The following is a 24,164-nucleotide window of genomic DNA, read 5'->3' on the forward strand; positions in this document are numbered from 1 at the left end:
CACGGGGCGGCAGGTGCGGACCGGGTCTCTCTGACCGGTGGGGTGGGAACACGGCGGGCGCCGGGGCTCGGGGGGATCGAGCCCCGGCGCTGGCCGCTTCTTCGTTCGGGGTACGAGGCCCGGCCTGCCATGCCGTCGTTACCGTGTGCGGCGCCGTTGCCGGGGGCCGGCCCCCGGACCCCCGCGCCTCCATCGCCGGCGGGGCTGAAAATCCAGCCCCGCCGTCAGCCTCGGTCCCGCAGGGGAAGGCGGGCCCTGGTCCGGGTCGCCCAGGATGCGGCCCGCCCCGTCAAGGACGTCCAGCGGGCCGAGGCGGCCCAGCGCACACGGGCTCCCGAGCGGGGGAGGAACAGCGCCCGCAGCCGGGTCGTGCGGGAGACGCCGGCGAGCAGGCCCGCCCGCGCCAGCAGCACGTCCGGCCCCGCGGCCCCGTACGAGGGCTCCGCGCCCGGCGGGGCGTACAGCGCGTGCTCCACCGCGCCCGCGAGGCGGCGTACGGCAGCGGCCGCCTCCGGCTCCAGCCGGCCCAGCTCCACCAGCCGGTCCGCCGCACCCCGCGGGGACAGCGCCTCGTCCGGCGGGATCCCCACGTCCCAGGCCGCGTCCCCGAGCTCGTGCCAGGCGGCCAGGACGTCGCCCGCGCCGAGCCGCCGCGCCCGCAGCCGCCCCCGCCACACGAACGGGAGCAGCGGTAGCGCCAGGACGAGCAGACCGGCGGCGGTCCAGCCCAGGACGGTGCCCGCGGACGGGCCGTCGCCGCCCGCGCCCGCGTTCTGGCCCGGCGCGGCCGGACCGCACTCGCCCAGCTTCTTCTGGTCCGGCGGGCAGTCCTCCTCCTTCGACGGCCCGGCCGAGGGCTGCGCCGCACTCGCGGACGGCGCCGGCGCCGGCGCCGACGGCTCGTTCTGCGGGGCCTCGGGCCGGCTGTAGTCCGGCACCGTGATGCCCGAGCGGGGCGTCGGCTCGAAGCGGGTCCAGCCCACGCCCTCGAAGTACAGCTCCGGCCAGGCGTGCGCGTCCCGCATGGAGACGTTGATGCTGCCGTCCGACTGCTTCTCGCCGGGCGTGAACCCGACCGCGACCCGCGCCGGGATGCCGACCGAGCGCGCCATCGAGGCCATCGAGAAGGCGAAGTGGACGCAGAAGCCCTCCTTGTCGGCGAGGAACCGCGCGATGGCCTGCGAACCCGTGCCCGAGGACACCTTCGTGTCGTAGCGGAAGCCGCCGGAGACCGCGAAGTAGTCCTGGAGCTTGACCGCCGCCGTGTAGTCGTCCGGCGCGCCCCGCGTGACCTCGCGGGCCGTCTTGACGACGATCTCCGGCAGGTTGTCCGGCAGCTTCGTGTACTCGGCCTTGATCGCCGGGTTCGGTGCGGGCGCCTTGCGCAGCTGGTCCGAAGTCGGCTTCAGCAGCAGGCTCCGCACGGTGTACTGCGCGCCCTGGGCGTTTTGGAAGTTGTCCTTGCCCAGCTGGTCCCCGACGAGCGTCCGCCCGACCGGCTCGAACCGCCACTTGCCGCCGATGTCCACCTGCGTCGCCGGGTACGGCATCGGCAGGTAGCGCTGCGCGTACGTCTGCGCCGAGGAGACGCTGGTGACCACCTCGGTCGCGTCCGCCAGCACCGGGCCGCTCACCCCCGGCGGGTTCGGCATCCGCTTCGGAACGTCCGTCAGGGCCCGCCCCGAGGCCTCCCACTTGACGCCGTTGAACTCGTCGAGCGCAAGGATCCGCAGGTACTGCTCGCTCAGCTGCGGGCTGTTCGTGCGGTACTTCAGCACCACCCGGTTGTCCTGGGCGTTCAGGCTGGACTGCAGCGAGACCAGCGGATTGACCGCCTGGATCGAGGGACCGACCCCCGTCCCCTCGCCCTCGCCCGTACCGCCCGTGCCCAGCACGCCCCCGCCCAGCGCGGGCAGCACCGCCGGCACCGCCAGCGCCAGACCCAGCGCGAGCGCGCCGATCCGGCGCCCGGTCCGCACGGGCGCGAGCGCCTGCCCGCCGCTCGAGTAACCCGCCGCGACCTTGCCGCGTGACGACGGCGCAGCCGCGCCGAAGACCCGGCCCCACTGCGCGAGCCGGTCGCGGCCCTCGGCCAGCAACAGCAGCAGGTAGCCGCAGCCCGCCAGCAGGAACGTGAACCAGGAGGCGCCCCCGGAGGCCGAGGCCGCGCCCGACAGGCCCGCCGCCACCGAGTACAGGGCGAGCAGCGGCAGCCCGGCCGCCGCGGCCATCCGCAGCGTCACCGCCAGCAGGTCCACGAGCAGCCCGATCAGCAGCACCCCGCACACCAGCAGCAGCCGGATCCCGTCCGTCAGCGGCGCCGGGATCGCGAACTCGTTCACGTCCCGGAAGCCCTGCTCGAACAGGGCTCCGAAGTCCGTCACCAGGTAGGACAGCAGCCCGTCGCCGGACGAGGTCCGCGCCTTCCCGCCGAACAGCAGCATGAGCGCCAGCAGCGATACGAGCAGCTGCGCCGCCACGGTCAGCGACCGGGCCAGCGGCACCCGCCGCGCCCCGGCGCCCACGCCGCTCTGCAGCGCCAGCAGCGCCGCCGACTGCGGCAGCCAGCTGCCCGCCTCCACCAGCGGATTCAGCGACCAGGCGGTGAACAGCGTCGCCAGAGCCGCGAAGACCGTCAGTCTCGCCCGCCCGCTCATCCCCAGCCCCCCGCCGAACCCGAACCGCCGCCCGTCCCGATCGGGGCGTGGCCGGCCTGGCGCCACAGCTCCCCGAAGGCCACCCCGGGCGGGGCGGCCAGCGCGGTCCAGCCCGCGTCCCGCAGCCTGCCGAGGCGCTCCTGGAGCGGAGGCAGCCCCTGCGCCATCACTGAGGCCAGCCCGGGCGGCCGCCCGGACCAGTCCGCGGAGTCCAGTACGAACGCCACGGCCCCTCCGCTGCGGCGGCACATCTTGGCCGCCAGTTCCGTCTGTACGTCGTCCAGGTCTCCGAAGAAGGCGATGAGGAGCCCGTCACCGCCGGCTCCGCCGAAACCGCTGCCCGTCCCGCTGCCCCGGACCGCGTCGTACGCGCGGGACAGCCCGGCGCCGTCGGAGTGGGAGACCACCGCGAGGGTGTCCATCATCAGCCCCGCGGCCTCCGCGGACTCCTGCCCGCCGGAGGTGAAGCCGCCGCCCTCGCGGGGCACGCAGTCCCCGGTGTCGGTCAGCAGCCGCACCGAGAAGCCCTGCTCCAACAGGTGCACCAGGGCCGAAGCGGTGCCCGAGACGGCCCACTCGAAGGCCGAGTCGGGGCCGGCGCCCTCGAAGGCGAGGCGCCGGGTGTCCAGCAGCACGGTGGCCCGGCTGCGCTGCGGCTGCTCCTCGCGGCGCACCATCAGCTCGCCGTAGCGGGCCGTGGAGCGCCAGTGCACCCGGCGCAGGTCGTCGCCGCGCCGGTAGCCGCGCGGGATCACGTCGTCCTCGCCGGCCAGGGCCAGCGAGCGGCGGCTGCCGTCGCCGTAGCCGGAGGACTCGCCGGTGAAGCGGACCACCGGCAGCGCCTCGGTGCGCGGGATGACCGTGAGGGTGTCGTAGGCGGAGAAGGAGCGGGTCAGCTCGACCAGCCCGAAGGGGTCGGAGAGGCGCAGTTGCAGGGGGCCCAGCGGATAGCACCCGCGCAGGTCGGAGCGGACCCGGTAGGACACCTCGCGGCGGCCGCCCGGCTCCACCCGGTCCAGGACGAAGCGGGGCCGCGGGCCGAGCACGTAGGGCACCCGGTCCTGGAGCATCAGCAGGCCGGTGGGCATCCGGGAGGTGTTGTCCACGCGCAGCTGCACCCGGGCCTCGGCACCGGCGGGCACCCGCATCGGGTTCAGCCGGCGGCTGCCGGAGACCCGGTGGCGGGTGCGGTGCAGGGCCAGGACACAGATCAGCGGCAGTACGGCGAGCAGCAGGCCGACCCGGAGCAGCTCCGACTGGCCCAGGACGTACGCGCACAGCGCGGCCGCGACCCCGGCGGCCAGGAAGGAGCGGCCGCGGGTGGTCAGCCCGGCCAGCGACGCGCGGAACCCGCCGCCTTCCCGCGCGTCCGGGCCGCCGGCGCCGTGCGGGGCACCGGCGCTCATCAGAAGCCCCGGATGCCCGCGCCGGGCGGCATCTCGCCGCGCGCGGGCGCGGCCGGCACGGGGGTGCGCTGCAGGATGTCGGAGACGACCTGCTCGGCGGTGCGCCGGCTCAGCTGGGCCTGCGCGGTCGGCAGCAGCCGGTGCGCGAGGACCGGACCGGCCAGCGCCTGGACGTCGTCGGGCAGGACGTAGTCCCGGCCGGCCAGGGCGGCGGAGGCCTTCACGGCGCGCAGCAGGTGCAGGGTGGCGCGGGGCGAGGCGCCCAGGCGCAGGTCCGGGTGGCTGCGGGTGGCGGAGACCAGGTCGACGACGTACCGCCGGACCGGCGCGGCCACGTACACCTCGCGGACGGCCTCGATGAGCTTGACGATGTCGTGGGCGTGCGCGACCGAGGTCAGGTCCTCCAGCGGGGAGAGCCCGCCGTGCACGTCGAGCATCCGCAGCTCGGCGTCGGGGCTGGGGTAGCCGACGGAGACCCGGGCCATGAAGCGGTCGCGCTGGGCCTCGGGCAGCGGGTAGGTGCCCTCCATCTCCACCGGGTTCTGCGTGGCGACGACCATGAAGGGGGTCGGCAGCGTGTAGGTGGTGCCGTCGATGGTGACCTGGCGCTCCTCCATCGACTCCAGCAGCGCGGACTGGGTCTTGGGGGAGGCGCGGTTGATCTCGTCGCCGATGACGATCTGCGCGAAGATCGCGCCCGGCTTGAACTCGAACTCCCGGCGCTGCTGGTCGTAGATGCTGACGCCGGTGATGTCCGAGGGCAGCAGGTCCGGCGTGAACTGGATGCGCTGCACCGAGCAGTCGATGGACTTGGCGAGCGCCTTGGCCAGCATGGTCTTGCCGACGCCCGGCACGTCCTCGATCAGCAGGTGGCCCTCGGCGAGCAGGACGGTCAGCGCGAGGCGGACCACTTCGGGCTTGCCCTCGATCACGCTCTCGACCGAATCCCGCACCCGCTGCGCCGTGCTCGTCAGATCCGCGAGGCTCGCTCGGTCGTCATACGTGGTCACCTGGTTCTCCTCGACCCAATCCCAGGGCCGACGCGCGCATGGCACGGACCGGCCCACCCCGAAACACCTCAGAAAAGCGAGAGTGCGGACACCGGCCCGGAGGTCCTCCGGGTGACGTCTCCCCGCATTCTTGACGGCGTTGCGGTCCCGTGTCACTCACGAGGTGGGATCGATCTCCCTCAGGAGCCCGGTGTGCACGTCGAAGACGAAGCCTCGCACATCGTCCTTGTGGGGGAGGAAGGGGTTCGTGCGGACCCGCTGCATGGACTGGCGGACGTCCTGGTCCACGTCCCGGAAGGCCTCGACGGCCCAGGCGGGGCGCTGCCCGACCTCGTCCTCCAGCTCGTGGCGGAAGTCCTCGGTCAGGCTTTCGAGGCCACAGCCGGTGTGGTGGATGAGTATCACCGTGCGGGTGCCCAGCGCCCGCTGGCTGATGGTGAGGGAGCGGATGGTGTCGTCGGTGACCACGCCGCCGGCGTTGCGGATCGTGTGACAGTCACCAAGCTCCAGGCCGAGGGCGGCGTGCAGGTCGAGGCGGGCGTCCATACAGGCCACGACGGCCACGTGGAGGACGGGGCGGGCGTCCATGCCGGGATCGGTGAATTCCGCGGCGTAGTCGCGGTTCGATGCCACCAGCCGGTCGGTGACGGAACGGTCGCCGGTGACCTTGACGGCGGACTCGGCGGGCACGGGTACGGAAGTCGTCATGGGTACGACGTTAGTGGTCACAGCACGTCCGGGCATTGAGTGAGGGTGGACAAAGAAGGTCACGACGCCTTGTTGTGAGCTAACCCACAGGGGTGAGGGGCAGGCGCCCATCCGGGTGATTCGGGGCGTTCGCCGGTTCGTCGGGAGAGCGGCGCACGGCGCGCGGGGCGGTTCGTTGACCGCGGCGACCGTTGCACTAAAGTGACGCGAAACCGGCCGGAGCCCGGCCCGAAAGCGGCCGCCCGGCCACTTTGGTAAGACTCCGCGTGCGCGGCGCGGCGTATGCCTGCCGCGCCGTTATCTGAGAGGGCGCTTTGACTAGCGAGTCCCGACACGTCCCGGTGATGCTCCAGCGGTGCCTGGACCTGTTGGCCCCGGCACTGGAGAGGCCCGGGGCCGTCGTCGTCGACTGCACCCTCGGCCTCGGCGGCCACAGCGAGGCCCTGCTGACCCGGTTCCCCGAGGCCCACCTGATCGGCCTGGACCGCGACAAGGAGGCCCTGCGCCTCTCCGGGGAGCGCCTGGCGCCCTTCGGCGACCGGGCCACCCTCGTCCACGCCATCTACGCGGACCTGGCCGACGTACTGGACGGCCTGCGCATCCCCGCCGTCCAGGGCATCCTCTTCGACCTCGGCGTCTCCTCCATGCAGTTGGACGAGGCCGACCGCGGCTTCGCCTACGCGCAGGACGCGCCGCTGGACATGCGGATGGACCAGACGACCGGCATCAGCGCGGCCGAGGTGCTCAACACCTACGCGCCCGGCGAGCTGGTCCGCATCCTGCGCCAGTACGGCGAGGAGAAGCAGGCCAAGCGGATCGTGTCCGCCGTCGTGCGCGAGCGGGACAAAAACCCCTTCACCAACAGCGCGCGCCTGGTCGAACTGATCCGCGACTCCCTCCCGCAGGCGGCGAAGCGGACCGGCGGCAACCCCGCCAAGCGCACCTTCCAGGCGCTGCGCATCGAGGTCAACGGCGAGCTGTCCGGACTGGAGCGGGCCATCCCGGCCGCGGTGGACCGGATCGCGGTCGGCGGGCGGATCGCGGTGCTCTCCTACCACTCGCTGGAGGACCGCCTCGTCAAGCAGGTCTTCGCGGCCGGCGCGGCCAACACGGCCCCGCCCGGGCTGCCGGTCGTACCGGAGAAGTACCAGCCGAAGCTGAAGCTCCTCACGCGCGGCGCGGAACTGCCGACGGAGGAGGAGATCGCGGAGAACCGGCGTGCCGCGCCGGCCCGCTTCCGCGGGGTGGAACGGATCCGGGAGGCGCGGCTGTGAGTCCACGCGGGGGACGCTTCGGGCGGGTCCTGGCCGGGAGCCCGGCCGGACAGGCGGCGCGCACGCCGTTCGTCCTGCTGGTGGTCGCGCTGCTCGGCGGCGGGCTGATCAGCCTGCTGCTGCTGAACTCGGCACTGAACCAGGGCTCCTTCCAGCTGAGCAAGCTGCGCAAGGAGACCACCGTGCTCACGGACGAGGAGCAGGCGCTGCAGCGGGACGTGGACGGCTACTCGGCGCCGGACGCGCTGCAGCGGCGGGCGCACGAGCTGGGCCTGGTGCCCGGGGGCAGCCCGGTCTTCATCGGCCCGGACGGCAAGGTCGCCGGCGCCGCGTCCCCCGCGGCGGAGCCGCCCCCGCCGTCCGCTCCGCCGGCCTCGTCCGCACCGGCCGGAGCCGTACCCAGCCCGGCCGGCTCCCCGGCGCCGGCCCCTTCGGGATCAGCTCGGGCCCGAGTACGACCGCACGGTCGAGGCGGGGGGAAGGCTCCGCGCAGCGGACCTCGCAGGCGCCGGCCAGGGGGAGCACGATCCATTCCGCGTCCCCGCACGCGTGCGCGTACGCCTCCCCCGGCGCGAGGTCGAGCACGAGCAGCCTCGTCCACTCCATCGCGTGCGAAGCGGTCACCGGCATGACGACAGCACCTCCTCCACTTCTCCCTCGAACGGCATCGCCGTCGAACAGGCCAGCCGCGAGGCCACGATCGCCCCGGCCGCGTTCGCGAAGCGGACCGTCCGCTCCAACTCCCATCCCGCGAGCAGTCCGTGGCACAGGGCGCCGCCGAAGGCGTCTCCGGCCCCGAGCCCGTTGACGACCGTCACCGGCACCGGCGCGGCCTCCACCACCGTCCCGTCGCGGTGGACGGCGAGCACGCCCCGCGGGCCCCGTTTCACCACCGCCAGCTCCACCCCGGCCGCGAGCAGGGCCCGCGCGGCCGCGTACGGCTCGCTTTCGCCGGTGGCGATCGCGCACTCCTCGGCGTTGCCCACGGCCACCGTTGCGAGCCCGAGCGCCCGCCGGTACCACTCCCCCGGCTGCGCGTCCCCGCTCCCGGCCCCGTCACCGGACCCGGACCCGGACCCGGACCCGGCCCCGGCGGGCCACAGCATCGGCCGCCAGTCCAGGTCGAACACCGTGGTGCCGGCCTTCGCGCGCGCCTCCAGCGCGGCCAGCGTGGCCGTGCGGCTCGGCTCCGCGCTGAGCCCCGTACCGGTCATCCAGAACACGCGCGCCGCCCGGACCGCCTCCAGGTCCAGCTCCGCCGCGCCGATCTCCAGATCGGGGGCCTTCGGGTAGCGGTAGAAGTACAGCGGGAAATCGTCCGGCGGGAAGATCTCGCAGAAGGTCACCGGCGTCGGGTAGGCCGGCACCTCCCCCACCCAACGGTCGTCCACCCCGAACCCGCGCAGCTCCGCGCGGAGGTACGCCCCGAAGGGATCCGCACCGGTCCGGGTGATCACCGCCGTCCGCCGCCCCAGCCGGGCGGCCGCGACCGCCACGTTGGTGGGCGAACCTCCCAGGAACTTCCCGAAGGTGTCCGCCTCCCCCAGCGGTACGCCCGTCTTCAGCGGGTAGAGATCCACCCCGATCCGTCCCATCGTGATCAGGTCGAAAGCCGCCGCGTCCCCAGCCATCACCACACCCTTCCTGCCGACCGCACGCTCCCCGTTCCTCCGAGCCTCGCACTTTAAGGTGGCCGCATGACGTCCTCACCGCCCGCGTTGACCCGTATCCGCATCGGTTCGGCTCCGGATTCCTGGGGTGTCTGGTTCCCCGACGATCCCGCGCAGACCCCGTGGGAGCGGTTCCTCGACGAGGTCTCCGACGCCGGGTACGAGTGGATCGAACTCGGGCCGTACGGCTACCTCCCGACCGATCCCGCCCGGCTCGCCGACGAGGTGGCCAAGCGCGGCCTGCGGGTTTCGGCCGGAACCGTCTTCACCGGACTCCATCACGGGCCCGCCGTGTGGGAGGACACCTGGGAGCACGTGTCGCGGATCGCGGAGCTCACCCGCGCCATGGGCGCGGCGCACCTCGTCGTGATCCCGTCCTTCTGGCGGGACGACAAGACCGGCGAGGTGCTGGAGGACCGCACGCTCACCCCCGCCGGCTGGCGTGAACTCACCACGCAGACGGAGCGGCTGGGGCGGCTTGTCCAGGACCGCTACGGGCTGAAGATCGTCGTCCACCCGCACGCCGACACGCACATCGACACCCCCGGGAACGTGGCCCGCTTCCTCGACGCGACGGATCCGGAGCTGGTCTCCCTGTGCCTGGACACCGGGCACTACGCGTACTGCGGCGGCGACAGCGTCCAGGCCATCGAGGCCTTCGGGGAGCGGATCGGCTACCTCCACCTCAAGCAGGTGGATCCCCGGATCCTCGCCGAAGTCATCGCGGACGAGGTGCCCTTCGGGCCGGCCGTGGCCCGCGGGGTGATGTGCGAGCCGCCCGCCGGGGTGCCCGCGCTGGAGCCGGTGCTGGCGGCCGCCCAGCGGCTCGGCGTGGACCTGTTCGCGATCGTGGAGCAGGACATGTACCCGTGCCCGCCCGACCGCCCGCTGCCGATCGCCCGCCGCACCCGCGCCCATCTGCGCTCCTGCGGCGCCCGCTGACCGAACCCCGCTGACCGAACCCGCGCCGACCAGATCCCCCACGGAGGAACACGACATGACCAGCACGCTCGGCATCGCCGTCATCGGCACCGGGAAGATGGGGTCCGACCACGTCCGCCGCTTCGGACGGACGGTGGGCGGGGCCCGGGTGGTGGCCGTGGCCGACCCCGACGGGGACCGGGTCAAGGAGGTCGCGGCCGGGCTGGAGGGGGCGGGCGCGCACACCGATCCGGCGGCCGCGATAGCCGCGCCTGGGGTGGACGCCGTACTGATCGCCTCGCCCGGGCCCGCCCACGAGGAAGCGATCCTGCACGCGCTGGAACGGCAGTTGCCGGTGCTCTGCGAGAAGCCGCTGACCCCGGATCCGGCGGGCGCCCTGCGGATCATGGAGGCCGAGGCGCGGCTGGGCCGCCGGCTCGTCCAGGTCGGCTTCATGCGGCGCTACGACGCCGAGTACGCGCGGCTCAAGGAGCTGCTCGACGCGGGCGGCATCGGGCGGCCGCTCTTCCTGCACTGCCGGCACCGCAACGCCGCCTCACCGTCCTTCTTCACGAGCGACATGCTGATCAGCGACTCGGTCGTGCACGAGGTGGACGCGGCCCGCTGGCTGCTCGGGCAGGAGATCACCGCCGTGACCGTGCTCTCCCCGACGCCCACCTCCGCCGCCCCCGAGGGGCTGCGCGATCCGCGCCTCGTCCTCATGGAGACCTCGGGCGGCGCCGTCGTGGACGTGGAGATCTTCGTCAACTGCGGTTTCGGCTACCAGGTGCAGTGCGAGGCGGTCGGTGAGTCCGGCAGTGCCCGGATCGGCGACGGCCACGCGATGATCGTCCAGGCGGCGGGCCGGTGGGGCGGGGAGATCGACCAGGACTTCACGGTGCGGTTCTCCGACGCCTACGACCGCCAGCTCAGGCACTGGGTGACCGCGGCCGCGCGGGGCCGGGTGGACGGCCCCGACGCGTGGGACGGTTACGCGGCGGCGGCCGTCTCCGAGGCGGGCCTGGCCGCGGCGCGCAGCGGCGTACGGACCCTCGTGGAGCAGGTGGAGCGCCCGGCCCTCTACCGCTGAGCCGCACGCGCCGCGTGTGCCGCATGTGCCTTGTGTGCCGTGCGTGTCACAGGGATCCCCCTTCTGTCACGCATGTCCCCATTACGCGGGTTTTCCGTCACAGCCGGTCGACAGGCCCTCCCCTGCCCTCACCGTGCGTCGTTCTCCGGGCACAACCTGAGTGATCGTCAGTGTCCACGCGCCGGCTCCCCCGACGGCCTCCCGGCCGGCCCCCGCGGCGTGGACAAGGAGGTGTCGAGGATGAGCGACCGACAGCTGTGGTCGTACAAGGAGATCGCCGCCCACATCCGGGTACAGCCGGACACCGTGCGCTCCTACCGCAAGCACGGGCTGCTGCCGCCGCCCGACCATGTGGAGGGCGGCAAGCCCTACTGGTACGCCGACACCATCCGGACCTGGGTGGCCCGTCGGCCCGGCAACCGGGGACGCCGCGAGGACTGACCCCGGCGTTCGCGGGCCACGGACGGGACCCTCCCGGGCCCCGTCCGCACAGGCTCCGTGCGGCCCGCAGCCCGCAGCCGGCGGCTAGTGGCTGGCCGCGGGTATCCGCTCCGGCTCCTCGGCCTCCGGTGCGCGCACGGCGGGCTCCCCCTCGCTCAGCCCGAACCGCTCGTGCGCCCTGCGCAGCGGGGCCGGCGCCCACCAGGTGGCCTTCCCGGTCAGCTTCATGACCGCCGGGACCAGCAGGCTCCGGACGACCATCGCGTCCATGAGCACGGCCAGCGCGATCCCCAGGCCCAGCATCTTGGTGTTGGTCACCCGCGAGCTGCCGATGGCGACCATCACCACCGCCAGGATCACGGCCGCCGCGGTGATCAGTCCGCCCGTGCGGGCCAGTCCGGCGCGCACCGAGCCCTCGTGGTCTCCGGTCCGGTCGTACTCCTCCTTGATCCGGGATATGAGGAACACCCCGTAGTCCATGGAGAGTCCGAAGGCGATGCAGAACATCAGCACGGGAAGTGTGGTCTCGATGTCTCCCGTGGAGGTGAAGGCGAGCGGTCCGGAGAGGTGCCCCTCCTGGAAGACCCACACCACGGCCCCGAACATCGCCGTCAGGCTCAGCGCGTTGAGCAGGACCGCCTGGAGCGGTATCAGCAGGCTGCCGGTGAGCAGGAAGACCAGGAGCAGCGTCGCCGCCACCACGAGGGCCAGGGCCAGGGGCAGTTCATCGGCGATGGCCTTGCGGGCATCGACGAGCACGGCCGCCTGTCCGGTCACGGCGGTCTCGAAGGGCGCCTCCACCTTCCTCACTTGGCCGACCAGGTCCTGGGCCTCCTGCCCCACGGCCTCGCCCTCGGTGAGCACCGAGAAGTAGGCGTACGCGCCGCCGGAGGGCGAGCTCACGGGCCCGTCCACCCGGACCACTCCGGGCAGGGCTCCGACCTCCCGCATGTAGCCGTCGAGCGCGGGACCGGACGCACCCTCGGCCAGTACGGTCAGAGCGCCTCCGGGGGCGCCCGCGAAGCCCTCGCGGATCTGCTGCTGCACCACATGCGATTCGGCGGTCTTCGGCAGCTGCCGGTCGTCCACGGTGCCGAACTTCACCCCGAGGAACGGCAGCCCTAGGAGCAGCAGTCCGGCCGTGGTGGCCACCGCGAACAGCGGGGCCCTGCGCATCACCAGGGCCGTCAGCCGGGCCCATCCCCGCCCGCCCTCGGCCGGGGAAGCGGGTCCCCGGGCCGGCCGGCCGCGCTGCCACAGCCGCCGCAGGTCCAGGGAGTTGACCCGGTCCCCGAGCAGCACCAGCGCGGCGGGGAGCAGGATGAGCGCGGCCGCCGCGGCGAGCAGGACCACCGCGACCCCGGCGTAGGCGAAGGAGCGCAGGAAGTACATCGGGAAGAAGAGCATGGCCGACAGGGAGACGGCGACGGTCAGCGCCGAGAACAGCACCGTGCGCCCGGCGGTGCGCAGGGTGACCCCGACGGCGGCCACCGGGTCGCGCCCGGCGGCCAGCTCCTCGCGGAACCTGCGGACGATGAACAGGGCGTAGTCGACGGCGAGTCCGAGCCCGAGCGCGGTGGTGAGGTTCTGCGCGAAGACCGAGACGTCGGTGAGCTCGGTGAGGCCGCGCAGCACGGCATTGGTGCCGATGATGGCCACGATGCCGACGCCGAGGGGCAGCAGGGCTGCGATGGCACTGCCGAAGACGAGGACGAGCAGGACGAGCGTCACCGGCAGGGCGATCAGCTCGGCGCGCAGCAGGTCCTCCTGGATGGTGGTCGTCACCTCGCGCTGGACGGCGGCCGGTCCGCCGAGGGAGACCTTCACGGGGCCGTGCTCGCCCCGGTAGTGCGGGGCGATCCGGTCGAGCACGGCGTTGACGGCCTTGTCGTCACCGGGCACCCGGGCGACGACGAGCGCCTGCCTGCCATCCGTGGAGCGCAGGGCGGGCAGCCGCGTCTGCCAGTACGAGCCGACGCCGATCACTCCCTGCTCGGCGGCGAGTTCCGTGGCGAGCCGCTGTGCCTCGGCGACGACGGCGGGGTCGTCCACCCCGGCCGGCCCCACCTCGGCCCCCGCGTCGACGAGGAGCAGCAGATTGGACTGGGACCCCGGGAACTCGCGCTCCAGGGCCTCGGTGGCGTAGGTGGACCGCGCTCCGGGGTCCTCCCAGCCTCCGCTGCCCAGGCGGTCGGCGACTCCGCCGCCCGCGAAGACGGCCAGTGCCGTGACCACCAGGGCGAGGAGCAGCGAGAGCCTCGGCCGTGCGGTGACGAACCGGGTCCACCGGCCGCCCTCCACGGGCGACGGCGGTTTTTTGACTTCGGACATGTCTCGGTGTCCCCTTCACCGTGGTTGCCAGGCCACTTAGACTGGCAAACACGAGCAGTCGCTCGCGTTACCCAAGAATGCGAGCGACCTCTCGTGTTTGTCAATCACCCACGGGAAGCAAGGGATTGGACATGCGGGAGAGCTCTCGGACCACGAGCGCGGACAAAGCGGGTGAATCGGTTCCGGAAGGGGCTGCCGCCGAACCCGCGCCGCGCCGCCGCCAGGCCCGCGGAGAGCGCCGGATCGCCCAGCTCCTGGCGGCCGCCGCCGGGGTGTTCTGCCGTACCGGCTACGCCGCCGCCAGCACCAACGCGATCGCGCGCGAGGCCGGCGTGTCCCCGGGCACGCTCTACCAGTTCTTCCCGAACAAGGAGGCGATCGCCGTCGAGCTGGGCGGCCAGCTGCTCCAGCGCGCCCACGAGGCGCACGGCCAGGCCTTCCTCCCCGAGAACCTGGACCGGCCGCTGCCCGAGCTGCTCGACGCGGTCCTGGACCCGGTCATCGCCTTCAACTGCGAGAACCCGGCCTTCTGGGCGCTCATGCACGGCTCCGGCGTCCCCGGGATCGCCCAGGAGCACGACGAGCTGCACACCGGGATGCTGACCCGCGTCGAGGAGGTGCTGCGGGCCTGCGTCACACCCGCCGCGGCCGGGGCCCCCGCCGGTCCGGCCACCCCGGCCGGTCACCCCGCCGACCTCACCCACGTCGCCCACATGGTGCTCGGCATCGTCAAGACTGCGCTCGAGCTGATCCTGGCCAGCGAGGGCGACGAGCGGGCCGCGTACGTCGCGGAGCTGAAGACCGTCCTGCTCCGCTACCTGGACCCGGTGATCACCACGCCTCCTCCTCGCTGACCCGCCCCCCGGCCCCGGCCGAGCCCGAACCAGAGCCGGAGCCGGAGCCGGAGCCGGAGCCGGAGCCGGAGCCGGAGCCGGAGCCGGAGTCGAAGTCGGAGCCGGAGCCGGAACGGGAACCCGCCCGCAGCCTCAGCCCCACCAGCGGGAACACCAGCACGGAGACCATCCCGGCCCCGACCAGCGCCGCCGCCTCACCCGAGCCCAGCTTCCCGTCCTGCACCCCCAGGGTGGTGATCGCGACCACCAGCGGCAGCGCCGTGGAGCCGAACAGGACCAGCGCCGACCGGTCCCCGCGCCCCAGGTCCCGGGGGGCCAGCAGCCACAGGGGAAGTCCTCGCACGAGGAGGAACAGCAACAGGAAGACCGGCAGCAGCAGGAGCACCCGGCCGCCGCTGAGCAGGGCGTCCAGGTCGAACTCGATCCCGGTGACCACGAAGAACAGCGGCACCAGGAACCCGAAGCCCATGGCCTCCACCTTCGACAGCACGGCCCCGCTGCTCTCCGGGGCGGCCCCGTTCAGCACCAGCCGGATGATCAGTCCGGCGGCGAAGGCCCCGAGCAGCACGTCGAGGCCGAGCACCTCGGCCAGCGCCAGGAACGCCACGAGCACCAGCACCACCAGCCGCACCGCGAACTGTCCGCTGCTGTGCAGGGTCTTGGCGATGACGCGGGAGAACCAGGGCGCCCTGGGCCGCAGCGCCCAGAACACGGCCGCCGCCGTCAGCACCGCGAAGGCGATCAGCAGCGCCGCCGAGCGGCCCGGCGCCCGCCCGCTGAGCAGCAGCGCCATCGCGATGATCGGCCCGAACTCGCCGACCGCGCCCACCGCCATCATCACGGAGCCGAACCGGCTCTTAAGGTCCCCCGCGTCCCGCAGGACCGGCAGGATCGTCCCCAGGGCCGTGCTGGTGAGCGCCGTGCCGATGTAGACCCCCTGGTCGAATCCCCCGCCGTTCGCGAGCAGGATCCCGACGCCGAGCCCCAGCCCGAGGGCGATCACCCAGGCCCACACCGAGCGTTTCAGGGTGTCGCCCTTGACCTGGTCGAACTGGATCTCGTAGCCGGCCAGGAAGATCAGCATGGCAAGGCCGAGCTCGCTCAGGACGTCGATCACCTCGCCGGTCTGCGCCCAGCCGAGGACATCGGGCCCGACCAGGACGCCCAGCAGGATCTCGAAGATCACCAGCGGTACGGGGAGCCAGCGCGCGATGCCGTACGCCAGCACGGGGGCCAGCACCGCGATCGACATGATCAGGATGAGAGTGATCCCCGAGTGCGCCATGCGTGCCATTTACATACGGTTCACCCGGATTGTCCACTCCACAGCCCCGCGCGCGAGGGTCTCGGCAAAAGATCCCCGGGGTGCTCGCTTCGATACCCCCTAGGGGTATAGTCTTCGAGAGTCGGGAGGACGGTGGAACGATCCGCCGCCTTCCGGCGCCCGGAAACGCCCTTGAAGAGGAGAACGACATGAGCGCCGACACGGACACCCAGACCACCGCCGTCTACCGGGTGACGGGCATGACCTGCGGGCACTGCGAGGGCGCGGTGACCACCGAGCTCTCCGCCCTGGCGGGCGTCAGCTCGGTCAAGGCCGTCGCGGCCACCGGCGAGGTCACCGTGGTCTCGGCCGCCCCGCTGGCCGAGGCCGATGTGCGCGCCGCCGTGGACGAGGCCGGGTACGAGCTCGCCGACCAGGCCTGAGCACCTTCCCCCTCGGCACGCCCCTCGGGCACGCCCCTCGGGCACGTCCCCTTGCCACGCCCCTTCGGCACGCATCTCTTCGGCACAGCCCCGCCGGGCCGTACCGGCCAGCTCATACTGGTTCCGTACGGCCCGGCCCACCCCCTGGAGCCCGGATCATGAGCAGCAGCACCGTGCACGACGGACCCATAGCGGGAGCAGCGGCGGCAGCGGCCGCCGGCCCCGCCGAGGTCGAGCTGACCATCGGCGGGATGACCTGCGCCTCCTGCGCGGCCCGCATCGAGAAGAAGCTGAACCGGATGGACGGGGTCACCGCCTCGGTGAACTACGCCACCGAGAAGGCCAAGGTGTCCTACGGCGGCGGAGTGCAGGTCTCCGACCTCATCGCGACCGTCGTCAAGACCGGCTACACCGCCGAGGAGCCCCCGCCCCCGGAGCCCGAGACCGGGCCCGAGCCGCAGGCCGCCGAGTCGCGGGAGGCACGGGACCCCGAGCTGGCCGCGCTGCGCGAGCGGCTCCTGGTCTCCGCCGCGCTCGCCCTGCCCGTCGTCCTGCTCGCGATGGTCCCGGCCCTGCAGTTCGACAACTGGCAGTGGCTCTCGCTCACCCTCGCCTCCCCCGTGGTCGTCTGGGGCGCCCTGCCCTTCCACAAGGCCGCCTGGACCAACGCCCGGCACGGCGCCGCCACCATGGACACCCTGGTCTCCGTCGGCACGCTGGCCGCCTTCACCTGGTCGCTGTGGGCCCTGTTCTTCGGCCACGCCGGGATGCCCGGCATGCGGCACGGATTCGACCTCACCGGCTCGCGCGCCGACGGCTCCTCGGCGATCTACCTGGAGGTGGCGGCCGGGGTCGTCGCCTTCATCCTGCTCGGCCGCTACCTCGAGGCCCGCTCGAAGCGGAAGGCCGGCGCGGCCCTCAAGGCCCTGATGCGCCTCGGCGCCAAGGACGTGGCCGTACTGCGCGGCGGCGCCGAGGTGCGCGTCCCCGTGGGCTCGCTCGCCGTCGGCGACCGGTTCGTCGTCCGGCCCGGCGAGAAGATCGCCACCGACGGCACCGTCGTCGAGGGCAGCTCCGCCGTGGACGCCTCCATGCTGACCGGCGAGTCCGTCCCCGTCGAGGTCGCCGTGGGCGACACCGTCACCGGCGCCACCGTGAACACGTCGGGCCGCCTGGTCGTCGAGGCCACCCGCGTCGGCTCCGACACCCAGCTCGCCCGGATGGCCCGGCTCGTCGAGGACGCGCAGAACGGCAAGGCCGAGGTGCAGCGCCTCGCCGACCGGATCTCCGGCGTCTTCGTGCCGATCGTCCTCCTCCTGGCCCTGGGCACCTGGGTGACCTGGATGCTGCTCACGGACGACCCGACGGCCGCCTTCACCGCCGCCGTGGCCGTCCTGATCATCGCCTGCCCGTGCGCCCTGGGCCTGGCCACCCCGACCGCGCTGATGGTCGGCACCGGGCGGGGCGCGCAGCTCGGCATCCTGATCAAGGGACCCGAGGTGCTGGAGTCCACCCGCCGCGTGGACACCGTCGTCCTGGACAAGACCGGGACCGTGACCACGGGCCGGATGACCCTGTCGGGCGTGCACGCCGCCGAGGGTGTGGACGAGACCGAACTGCTGCGGCTGGCCGGCGCCCTGGAGCACGCCTCCGAGCACCCGATCGCCCGCGCCATCGCCACGGGAGCCGCGGGGCGGGCCGGGGAACTGCCCGTACCCGAGGGGTTCGAGAACGTCGCCGGCCTCGGCGTCCAGGGCGTGGTCGACGGCCATGCCGTGCTGGTGGGCCGCGAGAAGCTGCTGGCCGACTGGTCGATCGCCCTGCCGGCCGCCCTCGCGGACGCCAAGGAAGCCGCCGAGGCCGCCGGCTCCACCGCCGTGCTGGTCGCCTGGGACGGGGAGGCGCGCGGGGTGCTGACCGTGGCCGACGCGGTCAAGGAGACCAGCGCCGAGGCGGTGTCCCGGCTGCGGGCCCTGGGTCTGACCCCGGTCCTGCTGACCGGGGACAACAAGGCCGTCGCCGAGACGGTGGCCCGCGCGGTGGGCATCGACGAGGTCATCGCCGAGGTCCTCCCGCAGGACAAGGTGGACGTCGTACGCCGCTTGCAGGCCGAGGGCCGTACGGTCGCCATGGTCGGCGACGGGGTCAACGACGCGGCCGCGCTGGCCCAGGCCGACCTGGGCCTGGCGATGGGCACCGGGACCGACGCGGCGATCGAGGCCGCGGACCTGACCCTCGTACGGGGCGACCTGCGGGTCGCGGCGGACGCGATCCGGCTCTCCCGCCGGACCCTGGCCACCATCAAGGGCAACCTGTTCTGGGCCTTCGGCTACAACGTCGCGGCGCTGCCGCTGGCGGCCGCCGGACTGCTCAACCCGATGATCGCGGGGGCCGCGATGGCCTTCTCCTCGGTCTTCGTGGTGACCAACAGCCTGCGGCTGCGGTCCTTCCGCTAGTGGGCGCCCTTCGCGGGTCCCACACGATTCCTTCACACGAGACGCAGATCACAGCGATCGCAACGTAACCATCGGGCAGGCCCGTGGGTCTAATGGGGCGATGCCAGGAACGTCTGGGGGGCGTTCTCGGGGGTCTTGGGGGACGCCTGCGGCATCGGCCGGCCGGGACGCGTGCCCTGGGGAAGCTCTGAGCGGCCCTCCCGACCCGTACGGGTCCCGGCAGACACCCGACGGAGCGCGCCCCGCGCGCTCCACACAGACACCCGGTCCGGGTCCCGTGGGGGGAATCCGTTCCGGGGCAAGGAAAGCGCCCCGACCTTCGACCCGTGGGGGGATCGATGGCGGGGCGCTTTTCCTTGTGAGGCCGCGGATGCGCGGTCCCGCGGCGCCGGGGGGGGCGCCGCGGCGGGGAGACTCGGGTCAGCGGTTCTCGACCGGGACGAAGTCGCGCAGGACCTCGCCGGTGTAGATCTGGCGCGGACGGCCGATGCGGGAGCCGGGCTCCTTGATCATCTCGTGCCACTGGGCGATCCAGCCGGGCAGCCGGCCGATCGCGAAGAGCACGGTGAACATCTCGGTCGGGAAGCCCATGGCCCGGTAGATCAGACCGGTGTAGAAGTCCACGTTCGGGTAGAGGTTGCGCTCGACGAAGTAGTCGTCGGCCAGCGCGTGCTCTTCCAGCTTGAGCGCGATGTCGAGCAGCTCGTCGTCCTTGCCGAGCGCCGAGAGGACGTCGTGCGCCGCAGCCTTGATGATCTTCGCCCGGGGGTCGAAGCTCTTGTAGACGCGGTGTCCGAAGCCCATGAGGCGGACGCCGTCTTCCTTGTTCTTCACCTTGCGGATGAAGGCGTCGACATCGCCGCCGTCGTTCTTGATGCCCTCGAGCATCTCGAGGACGGACTGGTTGGCGCCACCGTGCAGCGGGCCCCACAGGGCCGAGATGCCGGCGGAGATCGAGGCGAACATGTTCGCCTGCGAGGAGCCGACCAGGCGCACGGTGGAGGTCGAGCAGTTCTGCTCGTGGTCCGCGTGCAGGATCAGCAGCTTGTCGAGCGCCGCGACCACGACCGGGTCCAGGTCGTACTCCTGGGCCGGCACGGAGAAGACCATGCGCAGGAAGTTCTCGGTGTAGCCGAGGTCGTTGCGCGGGTAGACCACCGGGTGGCCGACCGACTTCTTGTACGCGTACGCCGCGATCGTCGGGAGCTTGGCCAGCAGCCGGATCGTCGAGAGGTGGCGCTGCTTCTCGTCGAACGGGTTGTGGCTGTCCTGGTAGAACGTCGACAGCGCGCTGACCACGGAGGAGAGCATCGCCATCGGGTGCGCGTCACGCGGGAAGCCGTCGTAGAACCGCTTGACGTCCTCGTGCAGCAGCGTGTGCTGGGTGATCTCGTTGCGGAACGACGCGAGCTGGTCGACGGTCGGCAGCTCCCCGTTGATCAGCAGGTAGGCGACCTCGATGAAGGTCGAGCGCTCCGCCAGCTGCTCGATCGGGTACCCGCGGTAGCGCAGGATGCCCCGCTCACCGTCGAGGTAGGTAATGGCGGACTTATAGGCGGCGGTGTTTCCGTAGCCGCTGTCCAGGGTGACCAGCCCGGTCTGAGCCCGGAGCTTCGCGATGTCGAAGCCCTGGTCGCCAACGGTGCTCTCGACCACCGGGTAGGTGTATTCACCGTCCGCGTACCGCAGTACTACAGAGTTGTCGCTCACGTCATCCCTCACCGACGTAGTGCCTCTTCTTCGAGGTGCCCTGACTGCCTCTACCTTCCCCCATTTGGCACAGGTGAGTGCACTCGGGGTCGGGGTTTGGTGTTTTTGACGGCACTGAGTGCCTTCAAGCTGCTCATCCTGCCCCCTCGGCACCGGTGCCGGATACCCCAAATGATCGATCATCTAGGTGATGTTTCCCACCGGTATGCGTCCCGAGAGCCGAGCGGCGACGGCTGTGTACCTCCTGCCTGCGGAAACCGTACGCACCGCCTGGGCAAGGGCTTTGCGGGACCCGACGAGGACGACCAGTTTCTTCGCCCTGGTCACCGCCGTGTAGAGCAGATTTCGCTGGAGCATCATCCAAGCCCCGGTGGTGACGGGGATCACGACGGCCGGGTATTCGCTCCCCTGGGAGCGGTGGATGGTGACGGCGTACGCGTGGGCGAGCTCATCGAGCTCGCCGAACTCGTAGGCCACTTCCTCGTCTTCGTCCGTGCGCACCGTCAGGCGCTGTTCGTCCAGGTCGAGGCCGGTGACCACGCCGACGGTGCCGTTGAAGACGCCGTTGGCGCCCTTGTCGTAGTTGTTGCGGATCTGGGTGACCTTGTCGCCCACCCGGAAGACGCGGCCGCCGAACCGTTTCTCGGGCAGGTTCGGCCGGGCGGGGGTGATGGCCTGCTGGAGCAGGCCGTTGAGGTTCCCCGCGCCGGCCGGGCCCCGGTGCATGGGGGCGAGGACCTGGATGTCGCGCCGCGGGTCGAGCCCGAATCTGGCCGGAATACGTCGTGCGGCGACGTCGACGGCGAGCTTTCCGGCCTCTTCGGTGTCCTCTTCGGGGAAGAGGAAGAAGTCGGGCAGCCCGTCGGTGATCGGCGGCAGGCCGGTGTTGATCCGGTGGGCGTTGGTGACCACGCCGGACTGCTGGGCCTGGCGGAAGATGGTGGTCAGCCGGACGGCGGGGACCGGCCCGCCCTCGGCGAGGAGATCGCGCAGCACCTCCCCCGCGCCGACCGAGGGCAGCTGGTCCACGTCCCCGACGAGCAGCAGGTGGGCGCCTGGTGCCACGGCCTTGACCAGCTTGTTCGCCAGCAGCAGGTCGAGCATCGAGGCCTCGTCGACGACGACGAGGTCCGCGTCGAGCGGCCGCTCCCGGTCGTACGCCGCGTCCCCGCCGGGTTTGAGTTCCAGCAGCCGGTGGACGGTGGAGGCCTCGGCCCCCGTGAGCTCGGCCAGCCGCTTCGCCGCGCGGCCGGTGGGGGCGGCGAGCACCACCTTGGCCTTCTTGGCGCGGGCCAGCTCCACGATCGAGCGGACGGTGAAGGACTTGCCGCAGCCCGGCCCGCCCGTGAGGACCGCGACCCGGCGGGTGAGGGCGAGACGGACCGCGTCCCGCTGCCCGGGGGCCAGTTTCGCGCCGGTCCGGCCGGCGAGCCAGCCCAGGGCCTTGTCCCAGTCCACGTCCTGGAAGGCCGGCATCCGGTCCTCCTCCGTGTTCAGGAGCCGGCGCACCTGGCCGACCAGGGACAGCTCGGCGCGGTGGAACGGCACCAGGTACACCGCGGTGAGGTCCGGTCCGCCCGCCGGATCCGGTACGGATTCCCGTACGACCCCTTCGGGATCGGCGGCGAGCTCGGCCAGGCAGTCGATGACCAGCCCGGTGTCCACCTGGAGCAGCTTGACCCCGTCGGAGATGAGCCGGTCCTCGGGCAGGAAGCAGTGCCCCTGGTCGGTGGACTGGGACAGGGCGTACTGGAGGCCCGCCTTGACCCGCTCGGGGCTGTCGTGCGGGATGCCGACGGCCTGCGCGATCCGGTCGGCGGTGAGGAAGCCGATGCCCCAGACGTCGGCGGCGAGCCGGTACGGCTGGTTCTTCACCACGGAGATGGAGGCGTCGGCGTACTTCTTGTAGATGCGGACCGCGATGGAGGTGGAGACGCCGACCCCCTGGAGGAAGACCATGACCTCCTTGATGGCCTTCTGCTCCTCCCAGGCGGCGCCGATCATCCTGGTCCGCTTGGGGCCGAGCCCGGGCACTTCGATCAGCCGCTTCGGCTGCTCCTCGATGACGTCCAGGGTGTCGGTGCCGAAGTGCTCCACGATCCGGTCGGCGATCTTCGGGCCGATGCCCTTGATCAGGCCGGAGCCCAGGTAGCGCCGGATGCCCTGGATGGTCGCGGGCAGCAGGGTCGTGTAGTTCTCGACGGTGAACTGCCTGCCGTACTGCGGGTGGGAGCCCCAACGGCCCTCCATGCGCAGCGATTCACCCGGCTGGGCCCCCAGCAGGGAGCCCACGACGGTGAGCAGATCGCCCGCGCCCCGGCCGGTGTCGACCCGGGCGATCGTGTAGCCGCTCTCCTCATTGGCGTAGGTGATGCGCTCGAGCACCCCCTCGACCACTGCCGACGACACCGCCGCGTTGGTAGTCATGGCACGAAAGCTACCGTCCGGCGCCGACAGCCCGCGGCCCCTGTGGACAACTCCCGGACGGGCCCCGGAAACCAAAAGGAGGTCCGACCTTCCGGCCGGACCCCCTCACGGTTACCCCTCCCTCGTCGGACTTCCCGATCCCCCCAGATCCCTCCCCGGAAGTGCCGACGCACCATACGACCCGCGACCCCCGCCGGTGGTTGCACGCGGATGCACACCTTTACCTCTCCATTACCCAAGGGTGATCCCGGCGCGACCCAAGGTGCCGGTAAATCGCCACAGAAGTAGCGTTTCAGGCATGAGCGAACCTTCATTCCAGGACGACGTGCTGAGCGAACTCGGCGACGACCGGCTGACCGAGATCGCCGGACTCCTCGGCACCGACGCCAACGGCGCCCGCGACACCGTCACGGCCACCGTCGGTGCGATGACCGGCGACCTCCAGCAGAAGGCCGACGCCGATGACGACGACGGCAACGAGGTCCGCCAGGCCTTCGCCGAGGTGACCGAGGCCCCGCTGGAAGGCGTGGCCACCCTCGGCGGCGGCCTCGGCGGCATGCTCGGCGGCGGGATGATGGCCGGGGTCCTCGCCAAGGTCAGCAAGCCCGTGGCCAACGCCGTCTCCAAGAAGACGGGCATCCCCGCGCCCACCATCGCCCGCGTCATCGAGCTGCTGATCCCGGTGCTGCTGGCCGTCTTCGCCAAGCGCGCGGCGGGCCGGGGCGCGGGCGGCGGCGCGGCCCCGCAGGCCGGCGGCGCCGAATCGGCCATCCCCTCCCCCGGAGCGGTACCGGGCGCGGCAGGAGCCGCGGGCGCGGGCGGCGCGGCCGGCGCGGGCGCCCCGGCGGCCGGCGGCAGCCTCGGCGACCTGCTGGGCCAGATCCTCGGCGGCGGCAAGAAGTAGTCCCGCCGGGCGGCCCCGGCGAGCAGCCGGGCGCCGCGCGTTCACCCGTACGGCCGACGCGGCCCCGGTCCCGGTCCCGGTCCGGGACCGGGGCCGCGTCGAACGCGGTGGTCCGGGCCGCCCCCCGGCGGTCCGGACCCGACACGGAGCCGGACCCACCCGGCCCCGCGTCAGATCGCGGGACGGTAGAAGAACGTCTTGCGGTGCTCGATCCTGCCGTCGCGGACGAGGTAGGTGTCGGCGAAGGCCTCGTCCAGGGCCGTGCCGCTCTTGTCGGCGCCCCGGAAGCGGCCCCAGCAGGCGGCCGCGGCCAGCCCGCCGGTCACCTGGCTCACCTCGTGCGCGCCCGAGGTGATGATCCGCTCGTGCTCGTAGAAGCGGCGGATGCGCTCGAGGCCCTCCAGCGCGGGGTAGCCCGGTCGCTCGTAAACGGCGTCCGGCGAGAAGACCTCGCCGAGCCGGTCCCACGAGCGGGTGTCGATCACCTGGAACAGCCGGGCCACCAGAACGTCGGCGGTCACCGGTGCGGGGGACGTGGTTGTCACGGCCTTGCTCCTTCAGGGGTGCGGACAGTGCGGGATGCGGACTGTGCGGATGC

At 72.6% G+C, this 24,164-nt stretch carries 19 protein-coding genes; 9 read left to right on the forward strand and 10 right to left on the reverse strand.

The window, feature by feature from the left end; genetic code table 11:
* Positions 1 to 224: 224 nt before the first annotated feature.
* The 4 genes from DRB89_RS02630 to DRB89_RS02645 all read right to left on the reverse strand — a co-directional run bounded on the left by DRB89_RS02630 (position 225) and on the right by DRB89_RS02645 (position 5,817).
* Positions 225 to 2,657, reverse strand: a complete 2,433-nt coding sequence (locus tag DRB89_RS02630; protein WP_112451248.1) for a DUF3488 and transglutaminase-like domain-containing protein — start codon at positions 2,655 to 2,657, stop codon at positions 225 to 227.
* The gene (locus DRB89_RS02635) at positions 2,654 to 4,063 is read right to left on the reverse strand and encodes a DUF58 domain-containing protein (RefSeq protein WP_112463195.1); all 1,410 of its coding nucleotides are present in this window, start codon (positions 4,061 to 4,063) and stop codon (positions 2,654 to 2,656) included. Before DRB89_RS02635 ends, DRB89_RS02630 begins: the two co-directional genes overlap by 4 nt.
* The gene (locus DRB89_RS02640) at positions 4,063 to 5,073 is read right to left on the reverse strand and encodes a MoxR family ATPase (RefSeq protein WP_112452656.1); all 1,011 of its coding nucleotides are present in this window, start codon (positions 5,071 to 5,073) and stop codon (positions 4,063 to 4,065) included. The genes DRB89_RS02635 and DRB89_RS02640 overlap by 1 nt, the downstream gene beginning before the upstream one ends.
* A gap of 156 nt (positions 5,074 to 5,229) precedes the next feature.
* A complete protein-coding gene (locus tag DRB89_RS02645) occupies positions 5,230 to 5,817 on the reverse strand; it encodes a carbonic anhydrase (protein ID WP_112452655.1) in 588 nt (195 codons plus the stop codon).
* 278 nt (positions 5,818 to 6,095) lie between these two features.
* On the opposite strand from DRB89_RS02645, the gene rsmH reads away from it, so the two are divergent.
* Both rsmH and DRB89_RS42670 read left to right on the forward strand, forming a co-directional pair.
* A complete protein-coding gene (gene rsmH / locus DRB89_RS02650; RefSeq protein WP_112452654.1) occupies positions 6,096 to 7,055 on the forward strand; it encodes a 16S rRNA (cytosine(1402)-N(4))-methyltransferase RsmH in 960 nt (319 codons plus the stop codon).
* A complete protein-coding gene (locus DRB89_RS42670) occupies positions 7,052 to 7,687 on the forward strand; it encodes a hypothetical protein (protein ID WP_162688450.1) in 636 nt (211 codons plus the stop codon). The genes rsmH and DRB89_RS42670 overlap by 4 nt, the downstream gene beginning before the upstream one ends.
* Here DRB89_RS42670 and iolC read toward each other — a convergent pair.
* Entirely contained in the window at positions 7,676 to 8,686 is a 1,011-nt protein-coding gene (gene iolC, locus DRB89_RS02665) for a 5-dehydro-2-deoxygluconokinase (RefSeq protein ID WP_112447099.1), read from the reverse strand. The two genes, DRB89_RS42670 and iolC, sit on opposite strands and share 12 nt — an antisense overlap.
* A gap of 66 nt (positions 8,687 to 8,752) precedes the next feature.
* Here iolC and DRB89_RS02670 point away from each other — a divergent pair, with 66 nt between their 5' ends.
* From DRB89_RS02670 to DRB89_RS02680, 3 genes are all read left to right on the forward strand, one after another.
* Positions 8,753 to 9,667 (forward strand): sugar phosphate isomerase/epimerase, encoded by a 915-nt coding sequence (locus DRB89_RS02670; RefSeq protein WP_112447101.1) that lies wholly within the window; start codon positions 8,753 to 8,755, stop codon positions 9,665 to 9,667.
* 55 nt (positions 9,668 to 9,722) lie between these two features.
* Positions 9,723 to 10,736 (forward strand): Gfo/Idh/MocA family oxidoreductase, encoded by a 1,014-nt coding sequence (locus tag DRB89_RS02675; RefSeq protein ID WP_112447102.1) that lies wholly within the window; start codon positions 9,723 to 9,725, stop codon positions 10,734 to 10,736.
* A 240-nt stretch (positions 10,737 to 10,976) separates the two neighbouring features.
* A complete protein-coding gene (locus tag DRB89_RS02680; protein ID WP_112447104.1) occupies positions 10,977 to 11,177 on the forward strand; it encodes a MerR family transcriptional regulator in 201 nt (66 codons plus the stop codon).
* Positions 11,178 to 11,261: 84 nt separating this feature from the next.
* On the opposite strand, the gene DRB89_RS02685 is transcribed toward DRB89_RS02680, so the two are convergent.
* Positions 11,262 to 13,508 (reverse strand): MMPL family transporter, encoded by a 2,247-nt coding sequence (locus DRB89_RS02685; RefSeq protein ID WP_112447106.1) that lies wholly within the window; start codon positions 13,506 to 13,508, stop codon positions 11,262 to 11,264.
* 131 nt (positions 13,509 to 13,639) lie between these two features.
* On the opposite strand from DRB89_RS02685, the gene DRB89_RS02690 reads away from it, so the two are divergent.
* Positions 13,640 to 14,362: a TetR/AcrR family transcriptional regulator gene (locus tag DRB89_RS02690; RefSeq protein ID WP_112447108.1), complete on the forward strand. Its 723-nt coding sequence runs from the start codon at positions 13,640 to 13,642 to the stop codon at positions 14,360 to 14,362.
* Here the strand turns inward: DRB89_RS02690 and DRB89_RS02695 are convergent.
* Positions 14,340 to 15,647, reverse strand: a complete 1,308-nt coding sequence (locus tag DRB89_RS02695; RefSeq protein WP_112453217.1) for a cation:proton antiporter — start codon at positions 15,645 to 15,647, stop codon at positions 14,340 to 14,342. The two genes, DRB89_RS02690 and DRB89_RS02695, sit on opposite strands and share 23 nt — an antisense overlap.
* A gap of 188 nt (positions 15,648 to 15,835) precedes the next feature.
* Here DRB89_RS02695 and DRB89_RS02700 point away from each other — a divergent pair, with 188 nt between their 5' ends.
* On the forward strand, positions 15,836 to 16,069 hold the full coding sequence (locus DRB89_RS02700) for a heavy-metal-associated domain-containing protein (protein ID WP_112447110.1): 234 nt from the start codon (positions 15,836 to 15,838) through the stop codon (positions 16,067 to 16,069).
* A 158-nt stretch (positions 16,070 to 16,227) separates the two neighbouring features.
* Complete coding sequence (locus tag DRB89_RS02705) at positions 16,228 to 18,525, forward strand: heavy metal translocating P-type ATPase (protein ID WP_112447112.1); 2,298 nt, start codon at positions 16,228 to 16,230, stop codon at positions 18,523 to 18,525.
* 420 nt (positions 18,526 to 18,945) lie between these two features.
* On the opposite strand, the gene DRB89_RS02710 is transcribed toward DRB89_RS02705, so the two are convergent.
* Both DRB89_RS02710 and DRB89_RS02715 read right to left on the reverse strand, forming a co-directional pair.
* Positions 18,946 to 20,235: a citrate synthase gene (locus tag DRB89_RS02710; RefSeq protein ID WP_112447113.1), complete on the reverse strand. Its 1,290-nt coding sequence runs from the start codon at positions 20,233 to 20,235 to the stop codon at positions 18,946 to 18,948.
* Positions 20,236 to 20,418: 183 nt separating this feature from the next.
* Positions 20,419 to 22,662 carry an ATP-dependent RecD-like DNA helicase gene (locus DRB89_RS02715; protein WP_112447115.1) on the reverse strand — a complete coding sequence of 748 codons (2,244 nt, stop codon included), beginning with the start codon at positions 22,660 to 22,662 and terminating at the stop codon, positions 20,419 to 20,421.
* A gap of 298 nt (positions 22,663 to 22,960) precedes the next feature.
* Here DRB89_RS02715 and DRB89_RS02720 point away from each other — a divergent pair, with 298 nt between their 5' ends.
* A complete protein-coding gene (locus DRB89_RS02720) occupies positions 22,961 to 23,566 on the forward strand; it encodes a DUF937 domain-containing protein (protein WP_112447116.1) in 606 nt (201 codons plus the stop codon).
* 170 nt (positions 23,567 to 23,736) lie between these two features.
* Here DRB89_RS02720 and DRB89_RS02725 read toward each other — a convergent pair whose 3' ends face one another.
* Positions 23,737 to 24,111, reverse strand: a complete 375-nt coding sequence (locus DRB89_RS02725) for a nuclear transport factor 2 family protein (RefSeq protein WP_204357643.1) — start codon at positions 24,109 to 24,111, stop codon at positions 23,737 to 23,739.
* Between the last annotated feature and the right edge of the window lie 53 nt (positions 24,112 to 24,164).

This window comes from Streptomyces sp. ICC4 (assembly GCF_003287915.1).
In the GTDB taxonomy this organism is placed as follows: domain Bacteria; phylum Actinomycetota; class Actinomycetes; order Streptomycetales; family Streptomycetaceae; genus Streptomyces; species Streptomyces tritrimontium.